Source organism: Pseudomonas gingeri, assembly GCF_013386115.1.
In the GTDB taxonomy this organism is placed as follows: Bacteria; Pseudomonadota; Gammaproteobacteria; order Pseudomonadales; family Pseudomonadaceae; genus Aquipseudomonas; species Aquipseudomonas gingeri.
Map to the genome: position 1 here is coordinate 265,644 of NZ_JACAOR010000010.1, position 25,342 is coordinate 290,985.

The following is a 25,342-nucleotide window of genomic DNA, read 5'->3' on the forward strand; positions in this document are numbered from 1 at the left end:
TGCTGCGCCGCAGCCAGGTGCCACTGATGATGTTCAGCACCGCCGAAACCGCCGCGACGCAGTTGCGTAACGAACTCGGTCGCCAGGGGAGTGCCAGGCGATGAGCGTGCCGCCGAGCCTTGACCAGTTGCAGGAAATGGCCCTGCCCGCACCGGTCAGCTATTGGCCGCAGACCTGGGGCTGGGCCGTGCTGCTCGGGTTGCTGCTGGTCGGCCTGCTGGCCTGGGGCGTGCGCCGCTACTGGCGCTGGCGACAGAACCGCTACCGACGCGAAGCCCTGGCGCGGCTCGAACACTTGTCGCTCCACCTCGAACAACCGGCGGCGTTACGCGAACTGCCCGAACTGCTCAAGCGCGTCGCCCTGTCGATGCCCGGCGTGCCCGCGTCGACGGTCACCCAGCTCAGTGGCGAGCCCTGGCAGGACTTTCTCGCCAGACATGGCGGCCATCCGTTGCCCGCCGATTTCAGCCGGCAACTGGCGGAACTGGCCTATGCCCCGGACAGCCGCCTGCTGGCCCTGGCACCGGAGCAACGGCAACAGTTGCTCGAACAGTGCCGGCACTGGGTGGAGCATCATCATGTGGCAGCTTGATTACCCCTGGTTGTTGCTGCTGGTGTTGCTGCCGGGGGTCGGCTATCGCTACCTGCCCGCCTACCGTGAAGCCCGCAGCGCCGTGCGGGTGCCGTTTTTCGCCGCCATGAGCCAGGCTGTCGGCCAGGTCCCCGACGTTGCCGGCGGCACCCGCAACCGTGGGCAATTGCTGCTCAACGCCGTGATCTGGGTGCTGCTGGTGCTGGCCCTCGCCCGGCCGGTGTGGATCGAGCCGCCCATCGAGCACCAGCAACCGGTGCGCGATCTGATGCTGGCCATCGATATTTCCCAGTCCATGGAAACCCGCGACTTCACCGATGCCGAGGGCCGCCAGGTCGATCGCCTGAGCGCCGTCAAACAGGTGGTGCAAGGCTTTATCCAGCGGCGCCACGACGACCGCCTGGGACTCATCGTGTTCGGCAGCGGCGCCTATCCCCAGGCGCCCCTGACCCTGGACCACGCCAGCCTGGCAATCCTGCTGGCGGACACCGGCATCGGCATGGCCGGGCCCGACACCGCCATCGGCGATGCCATCGGCCTGAGCCTCAAGCTGCTGGAGCAGGCCCATGAACCCGAAAAAGTGCTGATCCTGCTCACCGACGGCAACGACACCAGCAGCGCCATTCCCCCCGAGCGCGCGGCGGCCATGGCCGCCGCCAAGGGCGTGATCATCCACACCATCGGCATCGGCGACCCGGATGCCGACGGCGAAGCCAAGGTCAATCTCGCCAGCCTGCGGCAGATCGCCCGGGTCACCGGCGGGCGCTTCTTCCGCGCCGAAGACCGCACGGCCCTGGACCAGGTCTACAGCACCCTGGACCAGTTGACCCCGCACCAGGTCAAGACCCTCAGCCACCAGCCCAAGCGCGAATTGTTCTGGCTGCCGGTGGCCGCCGCCATCAGCCTGCTGGCGCTCTATCACCTGGCCGCCTGGCTGCGACCACGGTTGCAATCGGCTCGTCGACGGCAGGAGGCCTGATGGATATCGACCTCTCGGCCCTGCATTTCCTTCGTCCCGGCTGGTTGCCGCTGGCGCTGCTCGGCCTGCTGCTGCCGCTGCTCTGGCGGCGCAGCCAGGGCCTGGAGCGGCGCCTGCGCGGGACCATCGCCCCACACCTGCTGCCCCACCTGCTACTGACCCCGAACGACCCGCACCGCCTGCGCCCGGTGCACCTGGCCAGCGCCCTGCTGGTGCTGGGGGCCATCGCCGCCGCAGGGCCGACCTGGGAACAGGACCGGCCGGACTTCCTGGAAAACCGCGCGCCGTTGCTGATCGCCGTCGACCTTTCGCCGTCGATGGACGCTGGCGATATCCCCCCCAGCCGCCTGGAAGCGGTCAAGCACAAGCTGCATGAACTGATCCAGCGCCGCAACGGTGCGAAGACCGCGTTGCTGGCCTATGCCGGCAGCGCCCATCTGGTACTGCCGCCAACGGACGATCCGGCGTTGCTCGACAGCTTTGTCCAGGCCCTGGGCACTGACCTGATCAGCCGTCCGGGGAAAAACGTCGCCGCCGTAATCGATGAGGCCAGGCGCCTGCTGGCCGCCGAGCAGGTGCCGGGCAGCCTGCTGCTGATCACCGATGGCGCCGATACCGCGCAATTGCCGGGGCTGGCCCGGCAACTCAACGGTAGTCTGCTGCAGGTGCTGGTCCTGGCGGTCGGCAGCGAGGACGGCGGCATCCTGCGCGATGCCTCCGGACAACCACGCACCGACAGCAGCGGGCGTCCGCAACTGGGGCGCTTCGACCGCGCCGGATTGCAGCAACTGGCCAAGGCCCTCGACGCCCCCCTGGGCAGCCTGACCCTCGACGACAAAGACCTGGAATGGGTCGAGTTGCACGCCCGGCAGCACTTCCAGGCCGCCAGCGCCGAACAGCAGCAACTGCGCTGGAAGGACGCCGGCTACTGGTTGAGTTGGCCGCTGGTAGTGCTGGCGTTTTTCACCCTGCGCAAGGGTTGGAGCCTGAACTGGAGCGCCGCCGTGCTGCTATGCCTGGCGGCCGGCCTGGCACCGACGCCGGTTCGCGCCGGAGTGCTGGCCGATGCCTTCCTCACCCCCGACCAACAGGGCCGCCTGGCCTTCGAACAGCAGCACTACCCGGCCGCCGCCGCGCATTTCAGCGACCCATACTGGAAAGGCATCGCCGCCTACCAGGCCGCCGACTACGACCTGGCCCTGGCCAGCTTTGCCCGCCTGGACAGCGCCGCCGCATATTTCTACCTGGGCAATATCTACACCCGGCGCTTCAAGTTCGACCAGGCCATCGCCGCCTACACCCAGGCGCTGAAGTTGCAAGCACAGTTCCCCGAAGCCAGCGCCAACCTGGCCCTGGCCATTGCCCTGCAAAAGGATACCGACAGCGCCGCGCAGAACGCCCCCGAGGTCAAGCCCGACCAGGTGCAGTTCGACAAACCCGCCGGCAAGGGTAAGACCCAACAGGTACAGACCCCGCAGGCGGCCAGCGACGAACTCTGGCTGCAGAACCTCAGCACCTCGCCGGCGCGTTTCCTGCGCCAGAAATTCAGCCTGCAGGACCAGCGGGAGGCAAGCCGATGAACCCCCGCTTGCCGGCGATCACCGCCCTGCTCTGCGCCCTGGCCTGGCCCGTCCTGGCCGAGGAACCGCAATTGCGGGTACAGGCCCGACTGCAACCCGACACCACGGCGGTAGTCGGTGAAACCCTGAGCCTGCAGGTCGATGTACTCACCGACACCTGGTTTACCCGTGCCGCGAATCTACCCGCGTTGACACTCGCAGGCGCCCAGGTCGAGCCGCCGGGCAGCGAAGCCGAGCACCTGAACCTGACGCTGGAAGGCAAGCCCTTCTTCGGCCTGCGCTACAGCTACCGGATCACCCCGCAGCAAGCCGGCGAGTTCGTCATTCCGGCGCTGACGGTGCAGGCCACCCCCGGCCAGGCCAGCCACGAACTCAGCGCGCAGATCCCGGCACAGCACTTCAGCGCCCGCCCACCGCCGGGTTTCGGTCCGGGCGAAACGGTACTGGTGGCCCGCGGGCTGCGACTTTCGCAAAAGATCACCTATTCATCCAACCCGCCCACGGTCGGTGACAGCGTCACCCGCGAACTGACCCTGCAAGCCGACGGCACACCGGGCATGGCCTTGCCCGCACCGGTGCTGCAGCAGGTGCCGGGCCTGAGCCGCTACCTGAAGACACCCGCGATCAGCAACCTCGACGATGGCCGCGGCAACCTCGACGGCGGGCAGCGCGTCGACCAGGCCAGCTACCGCATCGAGCATCCGGGCCACTTCCAGCTGCCGGCGGTGCAACTCAAATGGTGGGATAGCACCACCCGGCAGGCACGCACCCTCGAAGTACCGGCGGTGAGTTTCGACGCCATCGCCAATACGCACTATCGCCCGGTGTTTTCGGTCGCCGAAGACGTCCAGGCCCTGGCCCGCCAGGGCCGTATCCATCTGTCACGACACTGGCTGACCTGGGGCCTGGCCGTGCTGGCGCTGGGGTTGCTGGTGCGCCTGGGTCCGCCCCTGGCCCGTCGCGGCGGCCGCGCCTGGCAACGCTGGTGGCACGCCCATCGCTCAACGGGCCTGCGCCCGCTCAATCCTCGTCTGGAGAAGGAGTTCCCATGACCCGTCCATCGCCGCTCTATCGTCGTGGCTGGCTGCTGTCGCTGCTGTTCACGTTGTCGCTCCTGACGTTACAGGTCCTCACGATACAGGCCCAGGCCGCCGCCGATCCGTTGCCGTCATGGCAGGAAGGCCCGGCCAAGGCTGCCATCATCGAGTTTGTCCGGGCCGTCACCGAGCAAGGCTCGAAGGACTTCGTCAAACCCGCCGAACGCATCGCCGTGTTCGACAACGACGGCACCCTCTGGAGCGAACAGCCGGCCTATTTCCAGGTGCTGTTCGCCTTCGATGAAGTACGGCGCCTGGCCCCGCAGCATCCGGAATGGAAGAGCCAGCAACCGTTCAAGGCGGTGCTGGAAAACGATCAGAAGGCCCTGGCCGCCAGCGGCATGGACGGCCTGTTGAAGATCATCGGCGCCACCCACACCGGGATCACCACCGAAGCCTTTATCGACCGTGCCCGGACCTGGCTGGCCCAAGCCCGGCACCCGAAGACCGGCAAGCCCTACACTGAGATGATCTACCAGCCGATGCTGGAAATGCTCGACTACCTGCGCCGGGAAGACTTCAAGACCTACATCGTGTCCGGCGGCGATACCGCGTTCATGCGTGCCTTCGCCGAGACCGTGTACGGCATTCCACCAGAGCAGGTCATCGGCTCCGGCTTCGTCACCCGCTTCCAGCTGGACAACGGCACGCCGTCGATCCTGCGCACCGCCAAGCTGGCCCACAACGACGACGGCCCGGGCAAGCCGGAAAGCATCGACGCGATCATCGGCCGCCGCCCGCTGCTGGCTTTCGGCAACTCCGACGGCGACTTGCAGATGCTGCAATGGACCGCCGCCGGCGGCGGCAAGCGCTTCATGGGCCTGGTGCATCACACCGATGCCAGGCGCGAGTGGGCCTATGACCGGCAATCGAACATAGGGCGCCTGGACAAGGCCCTGGATGAGGCCAACCAACGGGGCTGGACCGTCGTCGACATGGCGAGCGCCTGGCGCAAGGTCTACCCCTTCGAGGCCGCCCCCACCGAGCAAGTGCAGTAAGCGGAAAACGTAACTCAGGAAGGTAGAAACGTTGGTCGTCGCAGGACGGCTCAAGCTAGCGCAAAAGGAGCAAGTCATATGACTGGCATACGCAAGTGGCTTCCCCAGCTCGCCCTGGTGGCGGCTTCAGTGATGGGGCTCTCGGCAGGCGCCGGGGCCGCCGAAAAACCCAACATCCTGGTGATCTTCGGCGACGACATCGGGCAGACCAATATCAGCGCCTACTCCATGGGCGTGGTCGGCTACAAGACGCCGAACATCGACCGGATCGCCAAGGAAGGCATGCTGTTCACCGACTACTACGCGGAGAACAGTTGCACCGCCGGGCGCTCATCCTTCATCACCGGGCAGACACCGCTGCGCACGGGGCTGTCCAAGGTCGGTATCCCCGGCGCGCCGGTGGGTTTGCAGAAGCGCGATATCACCATTGCCCAGGCCCTCAAGTCGCAGGGCTACGCCACCGGCCAGTTCGGCAAGAATCACCTGGGCGACCGCGATGAGTACCTGCCGACCAACCATGGTTTCGACGAGTTCTTCGGCAACCTCTATCACCTCAACGCCGAAGAGGAACCGGAACGCCCCTACTGGCCCAAGGACGACGCGGAGTTCGTCAAGGCCAACTCTCCGCGCGGGGTGATCCACAGTTTCGCCGACGGCAAGATCGAAGACACCGGCGCCCTGAACACCAAGCGCATGGAAACCATCGACGACGAAACCACCGCCGCCGCCCAGGCGTTCATCGAGAAACAGGCCAAGGCGGACAAGCCGTTCTTCGTCTGGATGAACACCACCCGCATGCACGTGTTCACCCACGTGCGCGACTCGATGAAGGGCCAGAGCGGCATGCCCGGCAACGAGTACGCCGACGGCATGCTCGAGCATGATGGCGATGTCGGCAAACTGCTCAAGACCCTCGACGACCTGAAGATCGCCGACAACACCATCGTGGTCTACACCACCGACAACGGGCCGAACCAGTTCTCCTGGCCGGACGCGGCGACCACGCCGTTCCGCAACGAGAAGAACTCCAACTGGGAAGGCGCTTACCGGGTGCCGGCGATCATCCGCTGGCCGGGCAAGATCAAGGCCGGCGAAGTCTCCAACGAAATGTTCTCCGGCATGGACTGGTTCCCCACCTTGCTGGCGGCTGCCGGCGATGCCGGGGTCAAGGACAAGCTGCTCAAGGGCTGGGCACCGGTGACCGGCGGCACCAGCTTCAAGGTGCACCTGGATGGCTACAACCAGCTGCCCTACCTGACCGGCCAGCAACCCAAGGGTGAACGCAAGGAGTTCTACTACTTCAACGACGACGGGGTGCTGGTGTCGATGCGCTTCGACAACTGGAAGGTGGTGTTCTGCGAACAGCGCGAGCCGGGCGGTTTCCGGGTCTGGAGCGAACCGTTCGTGTGCCTGCGGGTGCCGAAGATCCTCAACCTGCGGATGGACCCGTATGAGCGGGCAGACGTGGTGTCCGACCAGTTCTACGACTGGAACACCAAGAACGTCTACCTGGCTGGCGTCGCGGTGACCAAGTCGGCGAAGTTCCTCGAAACCTTTATCGAGTACCCACCCAGCCAGAAACCGGCGAGCTTCAGCATCGACCAGATCCGCGCGGCGGTGGATGCAAAGATCGCCGAGAAGATGAAAGCGCAACCCAAAGAGTAATGGCAGGACCGCCGCCCGCCACCATGGCGGGCGGCCCTATCGAGTACCCCAGCACAAGGCAACCGCACCATGTCCGAGCCTCGCAGCGCCACCCTGTCATCGGCCCAGTCCGCCCCCGTCGCGACGACCTGGCGCCTGCCTGCCCTGCTGCTGTTCGTTTCCGGTGCGGCGGCCCTGGTCTACCAGGTGCTGTGGATCAAGCAACTGTCGCTGGTGGTCGGCGTCGAGGTGTATGCGATCACCACGGGCATCAGCGGCTTTTTCGCCGGGCTGGCACTGGGTGGCCTGTTGTTCGGCCGCTGGGCCGACCGCATGGCGCAGCCGCTGCTGCTGTACGCCGCCCTGGAGTTGTTGGTCGCCGTGCTCGGCATCGCCGCCACTGTCAGCCTCGGCCAGGCCGCCGCGCCGTTCGCCTGGCTTGAGCAGCAACTGGGCCTGGCCGCCTGGCTGTTGCCCTTCAGCCTGGTGGGGATTCCGGCCTTCCTCATGGGCGGCACGCTGCCGGTGCTGATGCGTGCCCTGGCCGCCGATCCGCAACAATTGGGCCGGGCCGGCGCGCGCCTGTATGCCGCCAATACCGCCGGGGCAATTGCCGGCACCCTGCTGGCCGCCTTTGTGTTGATCGCCAGCCTCGGCGTACGCGGCAGCGCCATGGCCGCCGCCCTGCTCAACCTGCTGGCGGCCGCCGGCGCGCTGTGGCTGCTGCGTCGCGAGCGCCCGCTGCCGCCAGCAGTGCCGGAACGGGCCCGGGCCGAACAACCGCCGGCGCGCCTGGCCATGTGGCTGTACGCCGTCGCCGGTGGCGTGGCCCTGGGTTATGAAGTGGTGTGGTCGCAGTCCATCGTACAGTTCATGAGCACCCGCACCTATGCCTTTGCCGTGGTGCTGGCGACCTACCTCGCCGGGCTGGTGCTGGGCAGCAGCCTGATGGCCCGGCGGGTCGACCGCCTGCGCGATCCCTGGGGCGTGTTCGGCTGGCTGATCAGCGCCGCCGGATTGATTGCCCTGCTGGAGATCGCCCTGCTCGGGCGCTGGCTGGTGCTCCTGCAGACCCAGGCCGAAGCCATGGTGCTGGCCCTTGGCGGCACGCCCCTGGCCGGCATGAGCGGCCGCTTTGCCGTGGCCGCGCTGAGCATCGTGTTTGTCCCGACCCTGCTGCTGGGCGCCGCCTTTCCCCTGGCCCTGCGCCTGGGCGTGCAACAACGCCAGGTCGGCCGCGATGTCGGCAAGGTGGTGGCGCTCAATACCCTCGGTGGCATTGCCGGAGTCATGCTCTGCGGGTTCGTGCTGATTCCCTGGCTGGGGCTGGTGCGTACCCTCGGCGTGCTGGCGCTGATCGCCGCCGCGGTCGGCTACCTGGCAGTCAGCCGGGGCCGTGCGTTGCGCAAGGGCAATCGTCAGGGCGTGGTGGTCCTCGGCCTGTTGTCACTGACCGTGGCCTGGCTGACACCCGTGGATCGCCTGGCCGAACTACTGCCCGGAGCCCGCAACGGCCAGTTGGCGTTCTACCAGGAAGGCCGTGGCGGGACCGTCGCCGTGGTCACCCAGGGCAGTGGCCAGCGGCAGTTCCAGCGCCTGTATATCCAGGGCGTGTCGAACACCGGCGACGCCATGCCGTCGCTGCGTTACATGCGCATCCAGGCCCTGCTGCCGCTGCTGATACATCGCGGCGAACCGGACTCGGCCCTGGTGATCGGCTTCGGCACCGGGATCACCGCTGGCGCGCTGTTGCAGTACCCGTCGCTGCACCAGCGCGTCGTCGCCGAACTGCTGCCGACGGTGGTCGCCGCCGCGCCGTTGTTCAAGGGTAACTTCCAGGCCGCGGCCGACCCGAACCTGCAGATCCGCCTGCGCGACGGGCGCCAGGAATTGCTGCGCAACCCGCAACGCTACGACCTGATCACCCTCGAACCCCCACCGCCTTCCGCCGTCGGCGTGGTCAACCTCTACTCCCGGGACTTCTACCAGCTGGCCGCCAGCCGCCTGGAAAAAGACGGCCTGCTGGCCCAGTGGTTGCCGCTGCCGACGCAGAACATCGAGGACTCACAGGCGCTGGTGCGCAGTTTCCTCGACGTGTTTCCCCATGCCACGCTGTGGACCAGCGAGTTCCACGAAATGCTCCTGGTGGGCTCCCTGCAACCGATCGAACTGGACGCGACACGGATCGCCGAACGCTTCGACCGGCCCTCGGTGCGCAGTGCCCTGCAGGACGTGGGCATCAGTTCGGCCAGCGCGCTGCTGGCGACCTGGGTCACCGACCGTAGTGGCCTGGAACGCTTTGCCGGCGAAGTAGCCGCCGTGACCGATGACCGGCCCTCGATCGAATACGCGCCCTGGGTCCGTGCCGGGGAAATCAGCCGGGTGCTTCCAGCCCTGCTCGACCTGCGCCAGCCTATCCCCCTGCAGCATGCGGACAAGCTGTTCACCGATTACCTGCAGGGCTACCAGCAGAACCTGATGCGTTTCTACCGCGCCAGCCTGCACGCCTATGCAGGGGATCGCCAGGCCTGGGCCCGGGAGATGAGCGAGGTGATGCGCGACGAACCGGGCAATCCGTACTACCGCTGGTTCGGCGGACAGGCCCGATAGTCATCCGCGGCCCAGACGGACGCCATCGCCGGCAAGCCGGCTCCCACAGGTTTTCTCGTCTTACACAAACATCAGGTACAACTCGAACAGGGTGGGAGCTGGCTTGCCAGCGATGAGGCCGGGAAGTCTTGCATCGACCTCTCGGACACCATCGCCGGCAAGCCGGCTGTTACCGGCTCTTGAGTTTGAGATACGACTGGTGCATGTCCGAAGCCCAGCCGTCGATCACGTTTTTCACGTCGGAGGGTTGCATCACCTGGCTGTCGTTTTCCAGCGGCTTGCCGGTGCCCTGGCGGACCACTTCGGCGAGCACTGCCTGGTTCTGCCCATCGAGGAACACGGCTTCGGTGCCCAGGGTGGTTTCCTGGTCACGAATCCCCGATGCGGTGCTGACCGCCGCTGCCACCAGCGCCACCGGGATCAGCTCATAGGGCTTGAGGCTCTCGGTCTTGCTGCTCACCGCCGTGATTGCCGCGCGTACCACCACCACGCCGGGGCCCGGACCATTGGCCAGGGGCAGGGATTTGCTCAGCTCACGCTTGAGTGCCTGGTCATAGTAGTGAGTGATGCCCTGCAAGGTCGCCTGGGGAATCTTCACGGTGGGTTGTGGTGCGGGATAGAACTGGGTGGGTTCGATATAGGCACTGGTGTATTTGCCCACGTCGAGCTTGGGATCGATCCAGCGCATCACCTCGACACCCGACGGGCTCTTCTCTTCCTTGAGGCGACTGTAGTCCTTGAGAAACCCCGAGTAGTGATCGGGTTGGGCGGACTGGCTCGAACAGCCGACCACGGCAAGGGAGGCGATACACAGCGCACTGATCATGAATCCTGACTTCATGCCGAAACTCCTTCTGGCTAGCCGGTACCGCTGCCGGCACGGGAAAGGTAGGTATAGCCAAGGAACGCCGCGCCGGCCCGAAAATGTCGATTATTGCGCGCGCAATGTGGGCCATTTCTCAAAGCTCATTTGACAGGAGCCGCCGCGCCGTCAAAGCTGGACCCAGCGTCGATGCTCGCCTGGCGGGTCAATGCAGTTGGACAACGGATGTCTCAATGCCCAAGCAAAAAAAACACACCGCACCCTCCGCTTCCCCTTCGCGCCTGTCCCGCTACCTGCTCCCCGTCACCGCCGCGCTCCTGCTGCTGGTGACCGTGGGCATCTGGTGGTCCCTGCAAGACAGCACGCCCGTACGGGCACTCCCCTCCGCGCGCCCTGCCGGCCCGTCAGCGGTGGCCCGGGCCCCTGCGGCTCCCGTCGCGCAAATGGTCGACGAACAACAATGCCAGGGCTGCCACGCGCCCCAGGCCAAGGACTGGCAAGGTTCCCACCACCAGTTGGCGATGCAGGCGGCAACAGCGGAAACGGTACTGGGCGACTTCGCCGATGTCAGCGTGAACCTGGAACAGCAGCAGACCCGCTTCTTTCGTCGCGACCAGGACTTCTGGGTCAACACCCAGGGCGCCGACGGTGTTGCCGCCGACTTCAAGGTCGCCTATACCTTTGGCATCGCGCCGCTGCAGCAGTACCTGCTGGAAGCCCCCGGCGGCCGCCTGCAAGCCCTCGGCGTCGCCTGGGATACCGAGAAGCACCGCTGGTTCCACCTCTACCCCGGCCAGGGCGTGGACTTCAAGAACCCGCTGCACTGGAGCAAGCCGAGCCAGAACGCCAACTTCATGTGCGTCGAGTGCCATACCACCGGTTACCAGCGCAACTTCGACGCCGCCGGCAACCGCTTCGCCAGCCACTGGAACAGCCTAGGCGTCGGCTGCCAGGCCTGCCATGGCCCGGCGTCGAATCACCTGCAATGGACAGCCGCAAAGAGCGACCTGATCCACAAGGGGTTCGCCGTCGACCTCGCCAGCAAGGACGCCACCGTCGAGATCGAGACCTGCGCCCGCTGCCATGCCCGTCGCGCCCCGCTGGGTGACGGCTATACCGTGGGCAAGCGCTTGATGGACGACTACCTGCCCAGCGTGCTGACCCGCGAACTCTATGCCCTGGATGGCAAGATCAAGGACGAGGTGTTCGAGCACGGCTCGTTCCTGCAGAGCAAGATGTTCGACAAGGGCGTGCGTTGCAGCGACTGCCACAACCCCCACAGCGGCGAACTCAAGGCCACGGGAAATGGCGTGTGCCTGCAATGTCACAACCCCTCGGGCAAGAGTGCCGTCGCCGGTGTCGACGGTCGTGGCCTGCAAGCGAAAGACTACGACTCGCCCGAGCACCATCGGCATCAACCCGGCCAGCCGGGAGCGCAATGCATCGACTGCCATATGCCGGGCAAATTCTATATGGGCAACGACTTTCGTCATGACCACAGCTTCAGTATTCCCAACCCGGAACGGGCCAGGGTCCTCGGCACGCCGGATGCCTGCCTGGGTTGTCACCAGGGCGCGGCGGGCGACAAGGTCACCGCGCAGTTCAAGCTCTGGCACGACAGCTCGCCCCCCGCCGCACCCCGTTACGACGAGAGCCTGCTGTTGATCCGTGACGGTCGCCCCGGCGCGGCCGAAGCCCTCGACCAGCAGTTGCAACGCAGCAACCTGCCGGCGATCCAGCGCGCCACCCTGCTGGCCGAATTGCCGTCCTACCCCAGTGAGCAGGCCTTGAAACTTGCCAGCAAGGATCTGGCCCATGGTGAACCGCAGGTGCGTGAAAGCGCCCTGCGCGCCGTCAGCGCCTTTGTCCCGCCGGCCGAGCGCACGGCCCTGCTGGCACCGCTGCTCGAAGACCCGGTCAAGGCCGTGCGCATCAGCGCCGCGCGCGAACTGCTGGGTGCTTCGGCCACCGGCCTGGGCGCCGCCCAGCCGGCCTGGAACAAGGCCATCAGTGAGTACGAACAGGTGCAGTCGAGCCTCAGGGAACGCGCCGAGGCCAACCTCAACCTGGCGATGCTGTATCAGGCCACCGGCCGCGGCCCCCAGGTCGAGGCACTGCTGCGGACCGCGTTGCTGCGCGATCCGGACTTCCTGCCGGCGCTGGTGACCCTGGTGCAATGGCTGGAAGCCAACGGACACGGCAGCGAGGCCGGGCAACGGCTGGACCAGGCCCTGAAGGAACACCCCGATGCCGCGTTACTGCAACACGCCCGGGGCCTGGCGCTGATCCGCGCCGGCAACACCGCGCAGGCCCTGCCTGCCCTGCGCAAGGCCGCACGCCTGGAACCGCGGAATCCCCAGTACGGTTATGTGCTGGCGGTGGCGCTGCACGACAGCGGCCAGGTCGAGGCCGCCTGCGCCGAACTGGAAACGCTGCTCAAGCACCAGCCGACCCAGCGCAATGCCCGGCTCTCATTGATCCAGTACTACCTGGAAAACGGCCACGAACCCAAGGCCCAGGTCTTGCTCCAGGCCTGGAAACAGCTCAATCCGGGAGATCCTGCGTTGAAATAGCGACGTGAAAGACAGCCTCAGGACGAACTTCCCAAGGCCTTCAACAGCAGCGGATCGCGTGCATAGATATCCGGCGCATAGAGCAAGGCGCCGTCACCGTCGACCTGGACCGTCCAGTAGCCGAGCAGGATCGGCACCGGTGCCGCCAGGCGGAACTCGTGGGTGGTGCCGCTGGCCAGCAGTTCGTCGGTCCTGGCCCGCTCCGCCGGGGTCAACAGCAAGTCGCGCAGGTGCAACGGTTGCTCGACCCGCACGCAGCCCGAGCTGAAGGCCCGGGGCCCCTTGGCGAACAGGGGTTGGCTGGGCGTGTCGTGCAGGTACACCGAGAACGGATTGGGAAAACGCAGGACGATCTTGCCCAGCGGGTTGCGCGGACCGGCTTCCTGGCGCAGGAGGATATTGCCCGGCCGCTCCCAGTCGATGCTGTCCGCCGCCAGCGGATGGCCTTCGCTGTCCAGCACTTGCAGGTTCTGCTGGCTCAGGTACGCCGCCGGGTCCAGGCGGATGGCCGGCAGCTTGTCTTCGCGCAGGATGGTCGGCGGCACAGTCCAGGTCGGGTTCAGGGTCAGGCGGGTGACCCGCGATTTCAACAGCGGCGTCTGCCGCTCGGCCCGGCCGACCTGCAGGCGGGTCTGCCAGATCGGCGCGCCTTCGTGGTAGACGCTCAACTGCGCCGCCGCGACATTCACCAGCACGCCTTCGGGCTCCAGGTCCGGCGCCAGCCAGCGAAAGCGTTCGAGGTTGATGCGCAACTGCTCGCGGCGCAGCGCCGGGCTGATATTCAGCTCGGTCAGGGTGCCCGGTCCGATCACGCCATCGGATTGCAGCGAATGCCGCAGCTGGAATTGCCTGACCGCATCGGCCAGTTCTTCGCCGTAGGTCTTTTCCGGACCGCCGGGCAGGCTTTGCAGGTAGCCTTCGGCCAACAGCCGCTCGGCCAATACCGGCACCCGCGGGTCCTCCATGCCCGGACGCAGCAAGGGGCCGCCGGCCACCATTGGCCAATGCAGCAGTGGCTGCAGGCGCTGTTGCGCGTAGATGCGCCGCAGGCTGAGGTACAGCTCGGCATTCGGCCGCGCCTGAGCGAACCCCCGGGCCATATCCTGCAACCCGGTCGCGGCCAGCGTCAGCAACCGGGCGTCCGCGTCCTGCGCCGCCGGCTGGGAGTGCCAGACCGGCTCGAAACGGGCCTGGGACAGGCGACCGAAATGCAGGTCCTGCAGGACTTGCAGGTACTGCCGGCTGATCTCGATATCGGTGCACAGCGCATTGCCCGCGTCGGTGTCACGGGGCAACGGATAGCGTGCCGGATCGAGGCCGTCATCGGCCAGCAACGGCAGTTGTGCCTGCAACGCCGACAAGCGGTCATTGCCGGACCAGAGCGGCACATTGTCGTGCTGCAGATAGAACGCCTGCAGGCGCAGACGTGCCGGCGCATCCAGTTGCACCGCCAGCGCGGGGCAGTCGGTCGACAACTGTGCCAGCGCCGATTGCAACGGCGTCGACGGCTCGACAGGCAGATCCTCCGCCGTCGCGACCAGCGGTGCAACGAGCAGGCAAATGCTCAAGTAACATGCGTGTTTTTTGAACAAAGGCTTGGCTCCAATCCACGGTCATTCCATGGGCGGTCTATAGTTACGACAGAGGCGACAAGCCCTCAAGGCAGCCCGTGATCGTGCTGTTCCGGGACCGATGGGATGCGCAGGCCTGCACCAACGGCGGAGACGCTCCCTATATGCTGACATCTTGCTACCGACTCTGCCTGAGCATTCTGAGCCTGTTCATTATGACCCTGGCCGCGCCCGGCAGTTCTGCCCTGGCCGCCAGCGCTCCGAAACCGACGCTGTATGGCAGCCTCGCGCACGCCGCGCCGGAACTCAACCCCCTGGTGCTGAAAAGCGCCCTGAACGCCATGCAATGCGCGATCAATCAAGGCCATGGGCAATCCGAACGCCTGGCCGTGATCGACTACTCGCAACCCTCGACGGCGCGGCGCCTGTGGATCTTCGACCTGCGCAAGAGAACCCTGGTGCTGCGTGACCTCGTCGCCCATGGGCAGAAATCCGGGGAAAACTTCGCCACCCGGTTCTCCAACCGGATGGGCAGCTACCAGTCGAGCCTGGGCCTGTTCCGGACCCAGGAAAGCTATGAGGGCACCCACGGTTACTCGTTGCGCATGGACGGCCTGGAGCCGGGCTTCAATGACCTCGCCCGCGACCGTGACATCGTGATTCATGCCGCCGACTACGTCAGCCCGCTGTGGAGCAGGCGCGAAGGTCGCATCGGTCGTAGCCAGGGCTGTCCCGCCGTGCGCCCGCAGGTGGCGCGACAGGTGGTCGACAAGCTCAAGGACGGCCAGTTCATGTTCTCCTGGTATCCCGACCGACGCTGGCTGAAGTCCTCGCCCTACCTCAACTGCAAGCCCCAGCAGATGGCCAGTGCCAGCGGCCCCCAGGGCGGTTGAAGCCGCGAGAGGCCGCAGGCCCTCGGCCCGCCGTTGACACTGCGGCGAACCGCTCCAGGTCGATAATGCCCGGCCCGCCTGAGTCGCCACGACGCTCCCGAGTCACCCCTGCCGGCGGCTTGCCTCACTGGCATCGTGCTGGCGTGCATAAGCGGCGCCGATCAGGTAGAAACAGCCGCCGGCGATGATAAAGCCCGCCAGCATGTAGAACATGAAATGCGGCGCCCACCAGGCCAGGGCAAAACCGCAGAGCACCGGGCCCAGCGCACCGCCCAGGGTGGACAGGTTCTGCGCGCCGTAATACATGCCGCGCAGGTGCTGGGGAGCGATACGGTCGATAAACATGTACTCGGCGGGAAACACGATGATTTCCCCCAGGGTGAACACCGCCATGGCCAGCGACCAGTGCAGCACCGTGCTCGACAGGGCAAACCCGGTCACCCCGAGCAGGAACAGGCTGAAGCCCGCCGTCAGCCACAGGTTCAGGTGCTGTTGGCTGATGCGTTTGCCCACCACGAACTGCAGGCAGATGACCACCACCGCATTCACCGCCACCACCGAACTGATGATGCTGTAGGCGAACTCCGGGGTGCCGGTGGTCACCAGGAACTGTGACAGATAGGCGGTGAACTGGCCGAACACCACGGCGCTGAGCAGGCCGCCCAGGGTGAAGCAGACCAGGCGCTTGTCACGCAGCAGGATCCGGCCCACACCGATAAAGGACACCGGCGCCCGGGCCCGATCGACCGGGCTGAGCTGCCGGTCACCGAAGTTGTAGTAGGTCAGCAATGACACCACGCCCAACAGGGCGGAGACCACAAAGGGCAAGCGCATATCGAGGTGCGCCAGGCCTGCGCCGATAAACGGCCCGACCGCATAGCCGATATTGATCAGCGTGTAGCGCACCGAGAACACGCTGGCCTGTTCCGCTTCCGGCAGCACACGGCCCAGGGTCGCCTTGACCACCACGTCGATCACCGAGTAGGCGAAGTTGAACAGCACCAGGAATATGAAGAACAGCCAGAGCCGGTGGGTCATGCACATGCCGATAAAACCGAGCACGAACAGCGCCGTGAAGCCCAGGATCAGGTGGAAGCTGGAACCCTTGTCCGTCAGGTAGCCGCCATACACGCTGAGCAGCGACCCCGCCACCAGCGCAATGCCGACCACCAGGCCGATCTCGCTGATCCCCAGGGAAAACTGCGAGGACAGGAAGATCACCAGGTAGGGCAGCGTGATGGCCCGTCCCAGGGTCAGGATCAACGAAGAAGCCAACAGCAGATTGACCGAAGTCGGGTAACGCCTGAGTACCGCCAACATCCTGATCCGGCTCCTTGCGGCCCGCGCACTCCGGCACGGACCTGATTTCGATATCGCCCTGGGGCGAAAGCCTCCCAGTATCGCTCAAGGCGCGAAACCCGTCATGCTCCCGGTTCAGTTTGTCGAGACCAGTTTGAGCCCGATAACCCCCGCCAGGATCACGCCGATGCAGAGGATGCGCAGCGGCGCCATCGAGTCGCCCAGCAACGCCATGCCCAGTATCGCGGTGCCTGCCGCGCCGATCCCGGTCCACACCGCATAGGCCGTCCCCACCGGCAACGTGCGCAGCGCCAGCGAGAGCAGGACGACGCTCGACAGGCCGCAGACAACCGTCAGCAGCCCGGGGACCAGGCGGGTAAAACCTTCGGAGCCCTTCATGAAGAAGGCGAAGGCGATTTCGAGAATGCCGGCAATGCCCAACAGTGCCCATGCCATAAATGCCAATTCCTTCGAAGTGGTGGGCGCCAGGCCAGGGACCGGGCGCCACGGGGTGGGTATCAGGCCTTGCCGGCGGCCACGGGAGTCGAACGGAAGGTCACGCCAAAGCGGTTGAAGGCGTTCATCAACCCGATGGCATAGGTCAGGTCGGCGAGTTCCTTGTCGCTGAACTCGGCCGCCGCCGCGGCATAGTCGGCATCCGGCACGCCGCTTTCGGCGACCCGGGTCACGGTTTCCGCCCACGCCAGGGCCACCTGCTCGCGATTGCTGAACAGCGCCCCGGCATCGCGCCATACCGGCACCAGCACCAGTTTCTCGACGGCCACGCCGAGCTTGAGCAGGTCACGGGTGTGCATGTCGATGCAGTAGGCACAACCATTGAGCTGAGACACCCGCAGATAGACCAGATCGATCAGTTCGGCGGAAAAACCACACTTCTGCAGGTACACATAGACGCCTCCAAAAGCCTTGTAGCCTTCGGGCGAAGCGGTAGCGTAGTCGAGACGTTGAGTCATGATGAATCCTTGTATTGGCTGTTTGAAGGGTTCTATCCTGCGACGACTTGGCCCATTGAAAAAGATCCATGATTAGCCTTTAGTTATAGGCCATGAGCCATTCTCTTCCAGAACCATAGCGACCATGACCCGACCGACTCCGCGTTTCTCCCCCCTCGATCCCGATTCGAAGGAGCCCGTCTACCGTCAGCTCTACTGGCGCTTTCGCGGGGCGATCAGTGACGGCCTGCTCAGCCCCGGCGAACGGATTCCCGCCGCGCGGGCGCTGGCCAAGGAGCTGGGCCTGGCCCGTGGCACCATCGACACCGCGTATTCCCTGCTCAGTGCCGAGGGCTACATCCAGTCCCGAGGCCAGGCCGGCACGGTGGTATCACCGGACATCAGGAGCCCGGTACTCAAGCGCCATCCGAACCAGGGACCCAACCCGGTCGAAGGCCTGTCGATCCGGCACAAGGCACCGGTCCTGCCGTTTCAGATGGCCCTGCCGGCCCTGGACGCCTTTCCCCGGAAAATCTGGGCGCAGTTGGGCGCACGCTGCGTGCGTGCCACGCAGATCGCCGACATGGCCAACCCCTCGGTGCTCGGCCTGGAGTCCCTGCGCACGGCCATCGCCAGCTACCTGCAGGTGGCACGGGGCATCGCCTGCCTGCCCTCCCAGGTATTCGTCACCTCGGGCTATCGCAATACCCTGGCGCTGATCGCCCATGCCCTGCTCGAACCGGGAGACCGCGTGCTGGTCGAGGACCCGGGCTATGCGCCGACCCGACAACTGCTGGAGTACCTGCGCATGGAAACGGTCGCGGTCGCGGTCGACCAGGATGGCATGCGGGTCGGCGACGGCATCGAACGCTCGCCCGCTGCCCGCGCGGCGGTGGTCACACCGGCCCACCAGAGCCCGCTGTCCGTATCGCTGTCCCTGCCCCGGCGCCTGGAACTGCTGGAGTGGGCCGGCCGTCAGCAGGCCTGGATTGTCGAAGATGACTACGACGGCGAATACCGCTACGTCAGCCGGCCATTGCCCGCGCTCAAGAGCCTGGATCGCGAGGGTCGGGTGCTGTATGCCGGGACCTTCAGCAAGGTGCTGTTCCCTGGCATCCGGATCGCCTACCTGGTGGTGCCCCCGGCACAAGTGGAACGTTTCGAACAGGTTGGCCAGATGTTTCTCGGCAACTGCCCGGAGCTCACCCAGGCCATCGTCGCCACGTTCATGAGCGAAGGCCACTTCGCCCGGCATATCCAGCGCATGCGCAAACTCTACGCCGAACGCCGGGAAGCGACCGTCAGGGGTTTGAACAAGGCCTTGGGCCAGGAGGTGCGGATCGATGCCCAGCCGGGCGGCATGCACCTGATCCTGCGACTGGCGCCGCAGCAGTGCGACCGGGCGCTGGTGGCCCGCCTGCGACAGGCCGGCATCTACGCCGAAGCCCTGAGCGAATGGAACATCGAGGGGCAAACCGGCCCGGCCCTGCTGCTCGGGTTCGCCAACATCGACTCGCAGGCGCACGCGGAACAGCTGGGCAAACGCATCCTGGAACTGCTGTAGCGCCCACCCGCCAGCGTGCTCATGGCCTATTCGAACAGACGGTTCTTGGATCTTCTTCAGGGGGCCGGGAGCCCCCATCATGGCCATTCTGACAGCCAGCCAGCAAAGGATTCATCCATGAGAGTACTGCACGTGACCTGCAGCCCCAGGGGCCGCGCCTCGGAAAGCCAGCGGCTTTCGCAAACCCTGATCAACGAGCTGATCGAGCATCATCGCGGTCATGACGTCGTGATCACCGAACGGGGTGTCGGCGCACTGGCGCATATCGATGGCGCACATGCACAGGCTTCGAGCAAACGCAGGGAACCTGTCGATACCCTGGGTGCGAGCGGCACCCTGCTGCAATCCGAACAGTTGATCCGCGAGCTGGAAAGTGCCGACTACGTGGTGATCGCCACGCCCATGCATAACCTGACGGTGCCCTCGACGCTGAAGGCCTGGCTCGACCATGTGGTCCAGGTGGACCGGACCTTTCGCATCACCCCCGCCGGCAAGGTCGGCACTCTGCGCGACCGTCCCGTGCTGGTGGCCATCGCCTCCGGCGGCCTCTTCTCCAGCGAAAACGCCCAGCAGCCGGACTTCCTGCGGCCCTACCTGAAAGCCGTACTGGCGACCATCGGCCTGCTCGATGTGACATTCTTCAGTGTCGAGGGCACGGCACAGCACCCGGACGCCCTGGACCTGCGGCGGGAAAAAGCGCAACAGGCCGTGGTGCACCACGTAGTGAATCATCTCGCCAAGCCGCCGGCTCCAGGCCCCTTCGCACAGAAACACGCAACCAGCCATCCGGAAACATAAAGTTTCAATTTTCCCGACCGATACCTCTGCTGTGACCTAATCAATCGAGGGCCAGGCGCCCTCCTATCAGCGGTTCGTACCGGCGGAGATTGTTCAATGCTTGCCCCCATTAACAGGATGCTGGAGAACATAAGCGTCAGAGCCAAGCTCGCCCTGGGCTTTGGGATCGTCATGGTGCTGACCCTGTTGATCGCGACAACCGGCTGGCTGGGTATCAAGTCGCTGAGTGAACGCAGCGACCGGATCCTCGATATCGCCAAGCTCAACGACCTCGCCCGGGACATGCGCAACGGTCACCTCTACTACAGCCTCAACCCGGATGCCGAACGCGCCGCGGCGGTGGTCAAACTGCTGGACAGCCTCGACAGCCACCTGGCCCACAGCCGTTCGGTATTTGTTTCGCCGGTCAGCATTCCCTACCTCGAAACGGCGATCACCACGGTCAAGAGCTACCGCGCCCACTTCAACGATTTCACCCAGGCGGTCCAGGCCCGCGATGCAACTCGCTCGGTGTTTGGCGGTCACGCCGACGACGCCGTGGCCGAACTGAAAAAGCTCATGGAGATCGCCACTTCGCCCATCGGCGACCAGGCCCAGATCGATGACCTGGTGAAAGCGCAGACCGTGGTCCAGCAGGCGCGCTTCCAGTTGCGCGGCTACAGCTACAGCCTCAAGGCCGAGCTGCAACAACCGGCCAAGGACGCGATCGACCAGGCCATCGCCTATATCAAGACCCTCGGCACCCTGCTGCCCGCCGCCGAAGCTGACGGTGTGCAGCGCCTGCAACAGGCCATGGTCGACTATCGCGCGACCGTCGGCCTGTTCAGCGATGCCCAGACCAAGGCCGATAGCGCCCAGGTGCAGCTCAATGGCGATATCAAGAACCTGCTCGCGACGACCCAGGAGTTGTCGCAGGACCAGATCGACCAGCGCCTCGACGATGTCCTGAATGCCCGCAATCTGCTCGGTGGAGCCGTCCTCGCCGCATTGCTGCTGGGGATCATCGCCGCCTGGGTGATCACCCGCCTGATCGTCAGCCCGCTGATGGAAACCCTGCGCCGCGCCGAACGCGTGGCCGGCGGCAACCTGACCGACGATGCCGTGGTCTCGCGCCGCGACGAACTGGGCATGCTGCAACTGAGCATGCAACGCATGACCCTGAACCTGCGCGAACTGATCGGCGGCCTGCGCGATGGCGTGGTGCAGATCGCCAGTGCCGCCGAAGAACTGTCGGCGGTCACCGAGCAGACCCGTGCCGGGGTCAACAGCCAGAAACTGGAAACCGACCAGGTCGCCACCGCCATGAACGAAATGGCCGCGACCGTCCAGGAAGTCGCACGCAACGCCGAACAGGCTTCCAGTGCCGCGGTCAACGCCACCCATGAAGCCCGCGAAGGTGACCAGGTGCTGGCCCAGGCCATGGCGCAGATCGAAAAGCTCGCCGGCGAGGTGAACAACTCCACGGCGGCGATGAACGACCTCAAGCAGGAAAGCGACAAGATCGGCAGCGTCCTCGACGTCATCAAGTCCGTGGCGCAACAGACCAACCTGCTGGCGCTCAACGCCGCCATCGAGGCGGCGCGGGCCGGCGAAGCGGGTCGCGGCTTTGCCGTGGTGGCCGATGAAGTCCGCAGCCTGGCGCAACGCACCCAGACCTCGACCGAGGAAATCGAGCAACTGATCACAGGCCTGCAAGGCGGCACCGACAAGGTCGCCATCAGCCTGGAAAGCAGCCGCACGCTGACCGACAGCAGCGTCGAACTGACCCGCCGTGCCGGCAACTCGCTGAACGGCATCACCCAGTCGGTACTGGCGATCGAATCGATGAACCACCAGATCGCCACGGCTGCCGAACAGCAGAGCGCGGTGGCCGAGGAAATCAATCGCAGCGTGATCAACGTCCGCGACATCTCCGAACAGACCTCGGCGGCCAGTGAAGAAACCGCCTCGTCGAGCATCGAGCTCGCGCGTCTGGGCAACCACCTGCAGATGCTGGTGGGCAAGTTCACCCTGTGACGTCATGACCCCAGGGGTGGCGTGGAATCCCGGCGACGGCCGGGTGATCCACTCACCCTTGTCCTCCAGCCCCCCTGGCCGATCACAACAACGGCAACGAACAGCCTGTGAGCCATTGATGACTCTTCGGCATGAGACTTATGCGCCGCCGACGCTGGTCGCGAACCGTACCACTCCCCGACAATAGGCCTTCGAACACCTGCAGCAGGTGTCAGCCAAGGCTGTCGAGAACAGTGAATGAACAACGAGCAGACGACGGTTTTTCCGGCACCCGCCGCCCCTGACGCCACGGCAGCGCCTCGCTCGCTGGACCCACGCATCTGGCTCCTGGCATTGGGCACCTTTGCCATTGGCACGGATGTGTTCGTGGTCTCCGGCATCCTTTCGCTCATGGCCCGGGACCTTGCCGTTGGCCTGGAAGCAGCGGGCCTCACGGTCACCGCCTACGCCATCACCTATGCCCTTGCCGCCCCCTTGATCGTGCCGCTGGTGGCGACGCTCGACCAGCGCCGGGTAGTCATAACGACACTGGCTCTGTTTGCCCTGGGCAATGCCCTCTGTGCCCTGGCGCCCTCTTACGAACTGCTGATGATGGCGCGGATTGCCTCCGGCCTGGCGGCGGCGTTGTACACCTCGACCGCCTATGCCCTGGCGACCTCACTGGCCCCGGCCAACCGTCGGGGTGCGGCGTTGTCCGCCGTGGCCGTGGGGCTGACCGCCGCCGCCGTGCTGGGCGTGCCGATCGGTGCGGCCATCGGCCAGGCAATTGGCTGGAGAGCGACCTTCTGGCTGGTCGCCGTCATTTCGGCAGGCGCCGTCGCCGCGCTCTCGCTGCGCCCCCGCAACCCTCCAACTCCGCCAGCGCCCGTGCAGCGGCAAGCTTATCGGGCTCGCTTCGCCCCGCTGGTCCAGCCCAGGGTCCTGCTGGCCCTGCTCCCCAGTCTGCTGTGGAACACCGCGAACCTGACCAGCTACACCTATCTGGGGACGACACTTGCCGAGCATCATTCGCCGCAGATCGTCATCGCCCTGTTCTTCACCTACGGCATCGGCGGACTGATCGGCAGCCAGCTCGGCGGCCGCCTGCTCGACCGCTTCGGCGCCACCTTCCCGCTGGCCGCCTGCCTGGCAATTGCCACCCTCAACCAGGCCCTGATGGAAGTGAGCGCCCTGTCCACGCTGACCACCGCCCTGGCACTGATTCTGTGGTCCATCACCGGCTGGGCGACCTTTGCCCCCCAGCAGGCACGACTCATGGCTCTGTCGCCACAGAACGGCGCCCTGCTGATCGCGCTCAACCACTCGGTCATCTACATCGGCTTTGCCGTGGGAGCAGCCCTGGGCGGGGCCGCCATCGCCCAGGGCATCGCCGTGGCTAAGTTGCACTGGATCACCTCGGGGCTGCTGGCGCTGGCCTTGCTCAGCTTTGCCGGCGCAGTCCGGCGGGAAAAAACCTGCTAGCCGATCTGCCCACTACAAGCGCAAGGCCAGGCCGGCGACCAAAGGCCAGCCGCAAGGCATGGGTGACAAGGGAGCATGCAAAGGATTGGAGCCGCAACGGCCCCAACCCCTCGAGGACAGCTACCTGGCACCGGCCAGTGCCGGGGTACGCGGCGGGATCAGGCGCTTGCTGCCGGTGGCCTCGTACGCCGCGGCCAGGCGCAGCAGCGTCGAATCGTCATAGGCACGGCCGGCGAAGGTCAGGCCGACCGGCATGCCGATATCCGCCATGACGCCCATCGGCACGGTGACGGTCGGAACACCCAGGTGCCGGATCGCCAGGTTGCCGTTGGCGACCCAGATGCCGTTGCTCCAGGCGATGTCCGCCGACACCGGATCGACATCGGCATTGGCCGGACCGACATCGGCCACCGTCGGGAACAGCACCGCGTCGAGACCGAGGCGCTCCATCCACTCTTCCAGGTCGATGCGCCGCGTCTCCTCCAGACCGCGCAGGCCATCCGGCACGGTGCTGATCTCGTTCCATGGCGTGATGCCGCGCTCGGCCATCCGCACATACTCGTCCATGCCGGCGGCCAGGTCCCCCTCGCGATTGGGCAGGGTGCCAGGGTCGTGGGGGAAAATCAGCGGACCGTCGACATCCACCAGGCGGTTCAGCTTGGGGTCGCCGTTGGCCTGGAGGAAATCGTCGAAGGCCCAGGCGGTCAGGTCCCACAATTCATGATGCAGGAACTCCTTGGACACCAGGCCGCGGGTAAACACAGTCGGCGCGCCGGGACGATCCCCCTCGCAATTGGACACCAGCGGGAAGTCGACCTCGACCACCTCGGCACCGGCAGCTTCGAGTGCCTGGCGCGCCGCCTGCCAGAGATCGATCACCGAGGCGCGGGTGTTGATCCGCTGCCCGGTCGGGCCACCGATACCGGGAGCTTCGCTGGTGCCCGCCTCGGGGTCGGCGTTGATAAACATGCGCGGCACGCCCAGGCGCTTGCCGGCCAGGGCTTCGGCACCGACGGCGAGCGAGCCATAGGATTCGGGCCGTACCGAGGCCACGCTCGGGATCGGCACCCAGGGCTGCAGGCGCCACAGGTCGCCACGGGTGTCGCTGTCTTCTGCCACCACCACATCGAGAACTTCGAGCAGGTCGGCCATGGTCCGGGCATAGGGCACGACCACATCCATGGTTGGCGTCAGCGGCCAGTTGCCACGTACCGAGATCACCCCGCGCGATGGGGTGTAGGCGCACAGGCCGTTGTTCGAGGCCGGCCCGCGACCGCTTGACCAGGTCTCTTCAGCCAGGCCGAAGGCGGCAAAGCTGGCGGCGGTTGCCGTCCCGGCACCGTTCGACGAACCGGAGGCAAAGGGTGCGGTGAGGTAGTCGGCGTTGTACGGGCTTTCCGCCCGGCCATAGACCCCGCGCTGCATGCCGCCATTGGCCATGGGCGGCATATTGGTCTTGCCCAGGCAGATCGCCCCGGCGGCGCGCAACCGCTCGATGGTGAAGGCATCGCGATAGGCGACCAGATTGGCGAAGGCCGGGCTGCCGGACGCGGCGGTCAGGCCCTTGACCAGGTAACTGTCCTTGGCGGTATAGGGAATGCCGTCGAGCGGCCCCAGGGTCTCGCCCCTGGCCCGACGGGCATCGGACGCCCGGGCCTCTTCGAGCGCGGCGGGATTGCGCACCACCACGGCGTTGAGGGCGGTGGGCGTATCGGCGCCGTCATAGGCATCGATCCGGGCGAGATAGGCCTGGACCAGCTCGACCGCCGTTGTCTGGCCGGACTCGAGCGCCGCGCGCAATTGCGCAATGGAAACCTCGGTTACTTCGATCATGCTGTTACCGTCGATTGCTGATGGGGACGCGGTGATTGGAATGGTCGATATCTTACCC

Annotated in this window: 20 protein-coding genes and 1 pseudogene (1 of these 21 running past the window's edge); 15 read left to right on the forward strand and 6 right to left on the reverse strand. The window is 65.9% G+C overall.

The window, feature by feature from the left end:
* From HX881_RS20170 to HX881_RS20205, 8 genes are all read left to right on the forward strand, one after another.
* Positions 1–104, forward strand: partial view of a DUF58 domain-containing protein gene (locus tag HX881_RS20170; protein WP_177086202.1) — the 3' portion only. 829 nt of this gene lie to the left of the window's left edge; 104 of the gene's 933 nt are visible here — the last part of the coding sequence; its start codon lies beyond the left edge, outside the window; its stop codon occupies positions 102–104.
* Positions 101–592, forward strand: coding sequence for a DUF4381 domain-containing protein (locus tag HX881_RS20175; RefSeq protein WP_177086204.1), 492 nt, complete (start codon positions 101–103; stop codon positions 590–592). Before HX881_RS20170 ends, HX881_RS20175 begins: the two co-directional genes overlap by 4 nt.
* Positions 579–1,571, forward strand: a complete 993-nt coding sequence (locus HX881_RS20180; protein ID WP_177086206.1) for a vWA domain-containing protein — start codon at positions 579–581, stop codon at positions 1,569–1,571. Before HX881_RS20175 ends, HX881_RS20180 begins: the two co-directional genes overlap by 14 nt.
* Entirely contained in the window at positions 1,571–3,151 is a 1,581-nt protein-coding gene (locus HX881_RS20185; protein WP_177086208.1) for a VWA domain-containing protein, read from the forward strand. Before HX881_RS20180 ends, HX881_RS20185 begins: the two co-directional genes overlap by 1 nt.
* The gene (locus HX881_RS20190) at positions 3,148–4,203 is read left to right on the forward strand and encodes a BatD family protein (RefSeq protein WP_177086211.1); all 1,056 of its coding nucleotides are present in this window, start codon (positions 3,148–3,150) and stop codon (positions 4,201–4,203) included. Before HX881_RS20185 ends, HX881_RS20190 begins: the two co-directional genes overlap by 4 nt.
* Positions 4,200–5,246, forward strand: coding sequence for an HAD family hydrolase (locus HX881_RS20195; RefSeq protein ID WP_017128982.1), 1,047 nt, complete (start codon positions 4,200–4,202; stop codon positions 5,244–5,246). Before HX881_RS20190 ends, HX881_RS20195 begins: the two co-directional genes overlap by 4 nt.
* 78 nt (positions 5,247–5,324) lie before the next feature.
* Positions 5,325–6,911, forward strand: coding sequence for an arylsulfatase (locus tag HX881_RS20200; RefSeq protein WP_017128981.1), 1,587 nt, complete (start codon positions 5,325–5,327; stop codon positions 6,909–6,911).
* 69 nt (positions 6,912–6,980) lie between these two features.
* Entirely contained in the window at positions 6,981–9,500 is a 2,520-nt protein-coding gene (locus tag HX881_RS20205; RefSeq protein ID WP_177086213.1) for a fused MFS/spermidine synthase, read from the forward strand.
* 169 nt (positions 9,501–9,669) lie between these two features.
* Here the strand turns inward: HX881_RS20205 and HX881_RS20210 are convergent, their stop codons facing one another.
* Positions 9,670–10,341, reverse strand: a complete 672-nt coding sequence (locus tag HX881_RS20210) for a DUF3313 domain-containing protein (RefSeq protein WP_017128980.1) — start codon at positions 10,339–10,341, stop codon at positions 9,670–9,672.
* A 215-nt stretch (positions 10,342–10,556) separates the two neighbouring features.
* On the opposite strand from HX881_RS20210, the gene HX881_RS20215 reads away from it, so the two are divergent.
* Complete coding sequence (locus HX881_RS20215; RefSeq protein WP_177086215.1) at positions 10,557–12,896, forward strand: tetratricopeptide repeat protein; 2,340 nt, start codon at positions 10,557–10,559, stop codon at positions 12,894–12,896.
* A gap of 17 nt (positions 12,897–12,913) precedes the next feature.
* Here the strand turns inward: HX881_RS20215 and HX881_RS20220 are convergent, their stop codons facing one another.
* Positions 12,914–14,488, reverse strand: a complete 1,575-nt coding sequence (locus HX881_RS20220; RefSeq protein WP_177086217.1) for a L,D-transpeptidase family protein — start codon at positions 14,486–14,488, stop codon at positions 12,914–12,916.
* Positions 14,489–14,631: 143 nt separating this feature from the next.
* Between HX881_RS20220 and HX881_RS20225 the strand changes: the two genes are divergently transcribed.
* A complete protein-coding gene (locus HX881_RS20225) occupies positions 14,632–15,360 on the forward strand; it encodes a murein L,D-transpeptidase catalytic domain family protein (RefSeq protein WP_425503520.1) in 729 nt (242 codons plus the stop codon).
* 102 nt (positions 15,361–15,462) lie between these two features.
* On the opposite strand, the gene HX881_RS20230 is transcribed toward HX881_RS20225, so the two are convergent.
* The 3 genes from HX881_RS20230 to HX881_RS20240 form a co-directional block, all read right to left on the reverse strand.
* On the reverse strand, positions 15,463–16,680 hold the full coding sequence (locus HX881_RS20230; protein ID WP_017128975.1) for an MFS transporter: 1,218 nt from the start codon (positions 16,678–16,680) through the stop codon (positions 15,463–15,465).
* A 114-nt stretch (positions 16,681–16,794) separates the two neighbouring features.
* Entirely contained in the window at positions 16,795–17,115 is a 321-nt protein-coding gene (locus HX881_RS20235) for a DMT family transporter (protein ID WP_177086219.1), read from the reverse strand.
* 62 nt (positions 17,116–17,177) lie between these two features.
* Positions 17,178–17,633 carry a carboxymuconolactone decarboxylase family protein gene (locus HX881_RS20240; protein ID WP_017128973.1) on the reverse strand — a complete coding sequence of 152 codons (456 nt, stop codon included), beginning with the start codon at positions 17,631–17,633 and terminating at the stop codon, positions 17,178–17,180.
* 124 nt (positions 17,634–17,757) lie between these two features.
* Here HX881_RS20240 and pdxR point away from each other — a divergent pair, with 124 nt between their 5' ends.
* The 5 genes and pseudogenes from pdxR (at position 17,758) to HX881_RS20260 (ending at position 23,451) form a co-directional block, all read left to right on the forward strand.
* Positions 17,758–19,176, forward strand: a complete 1,419-nt coding sequence (pdxR, locus tag HX881_RS20245; RefSeq protein WP_177086221.1) for a MocR-like pyridoxine biosynthesis transcription factor PdxR — start codon at positions 17,758–17,760, stop codon at positions 19,174–19,176.
* Between the two features lie 117 nt (positions 19,177–19,293).
* A complete protein-coding gene (locus tag HX881_RS20250) occupies positions 19,294–19,974 on the forward strand; it encodes an FMN-dependent NADH-azoreductase (protein WP_177086223.1) in 681 nt (226 codons plus the stop codon).
* Positions 19,975–20,145: 171 nt separating this feature from the next.
* Positions 20,146–21,135: pseudogene (locus HX881_RS33265) on the forward strand (methyl-accepting chemotaxis protein); the annotation flags it as partial.
* 150 nt (positions 21,136–21,285) lie between these two features.
* The gene (locus tag HX881_RS33270) at positions 21,286–21,990 is read left to right on the forward strand and encodes a methyl-accepting chemotaxis protein (RefSeq protein ID WP_422765429.1); all 705 of its coding nucleotides are present in this window, start codon (positions 21,286–21,288) and stop codon (positions 21,988–21,990) included.
* Positions 21,991–22,227: 237 nt separating this feature from the next.
* Complete coding sequence (locus HX881_RS20260; protein WP_177086225.1) at positions 22,228–23,451, forward strand: MFS transporter; 1,224 nt, start codon at positions 22,228–22,230, stop codon at positions 23,449–23,451.
* Between the two features lie 120 nt (positions 23,452–23,571).
* On the opposite strand, the gene HX881_RS20265 is transcribed toward HX881_RS20260, so the two are convergent.
* Positions 23,572–25,284 carry an amidase gene (locus HX881_RS20265; RefSeq protein WP_177086227.1) on the reverse strand — a complete coding sequence of 571 codons (1,713 nt, stop codon included), beginning with the start codon at positions 25,282–25,284 and terminating at the stop codon, positions 23,572–23,574.
* Between the last annotated feature and the right edge of the window lie 58 nt (positions 25,285–25,342).

Coding starts and splice junctions, on each gene's coding strand:
- HX881_RS20215 (WP_177086215.1), top strand. CDS start 10,557: ATGCCCAAGCAAAAAAAACACACCGCACCCTCCGCTTCCCCTTCGCGC.
- HX881_RS20190 (WP_177086211.1), top strand. CDS start 3,148: ATGAACCCCCGCTTGCCGGCGATCACCGCCCTGCTCTGCGCCCTGGCC.
- HX881_RS20230 (WP_017128975.1), bottom strand. CDS start 16,680: ATGTTGGCGGTACTCAGGCGTTACCCGACTTCGGTCAATCTGCTGTTG.
- pdxR (WP_177086221.1), top strand. CDS start 17,758: ATGACCCGACCGACTCCGCGTTTCTCCCCCCTCGATCCCGATTCGAAG.
- HX881_RS20180 (WP_177086206.1), top strand. CDS start 579: ATGTGGCAGCTTGATTACCCCTGGTTGTTGCTGCTGGTGTTGCTGCCG.
- HX881_RS20210 (WP_017128980.1), bottom strand. CDS start 10,341: ATGAAGTCAGGATTCATGATCAGTGCGCTGTGTATCGCCTCCCTTGCC.
- HX881_RS20260 (WP_177086225.1), top strand. CDS start 22,228: ATGAACAACGAGCAGACGACGGTTTTTCCGGCACCCGCCGCCCCTGAC.
- HX881_RS20225 (WP_425503520.1), top strand. CDS start 14,632: ATGCTGACATCTTGCTACCGACTCTGCCTGAGCATTCTGAGCCTGTTC.
- HX881_RS20265 (WP_177086227.1), bottom strand. CDS start 25,284: ATGATCGAAGTAACCGAGGTTTCCATTGCGCAATTGCGCGCGGCGCTC.
- HX881_RS20200 (WP_017128981.1), top strand. CDS start 5,325: ATGACTGGCATACGCAAGTGGCTTCCCCAGCTCGCCCTGGTGGCGGCT.
- HX881_RS20235 (WP_177086219.1), bottom strand. CDS start 17,115: ATGGCATGGGCACTGTTGGGCATTGCCGGCATTCTCGAAATCGCCTTC.
- HX881_RS20185 (WP_177086208.1), top strand. CDS start 1,571: ATGGATATCGACCTCTCGGCCCTGCATTTCCTTCGTCCCGGCTGGTTG.
- HX881_RS33270 (WP_422765429.1), top strand. CDS start 21,286: ATGGCCGCGACCGTCCAGGAAGTCGCACGCAACGCCGAACAGGCTTCC.
- HX881_RS20240 (WP_017128973.1), bottom strand. CDS start 17,633: ATGACTCAACGTCTCGACTACGCTACCGCTTCGCCCGAAGGCTACAAG.
- HX881_RS20195 (WP_017128982.1), top strand. CDS start 4,200: ATGACCCGTCCATCGCCGCTCTATCGTCGTGGCTGGCTGCTGTCGCTG.
- HX881_RS20175 (WP_177086204.1), top strand. CDS start 101: ATGAGCGTGCCGCCGAGCCTTGACCAGTTGCAGGAAATGGCCCTGCCC.
- HX881_RS20250 (WP_177086223.1), top strand. CDS start 19,294: ATGAGAGTACTGCACGTGACCTGCAGCCCCAGGGGCCGCGCCTCGGAA.
- HX881_RS20205 (WP_177086213.1), top strand. CDS start 6,981: ATGTCCGAGCCTCGCAGCGCCACCCTGTCATCGGCCCAGTCCGCCCCC.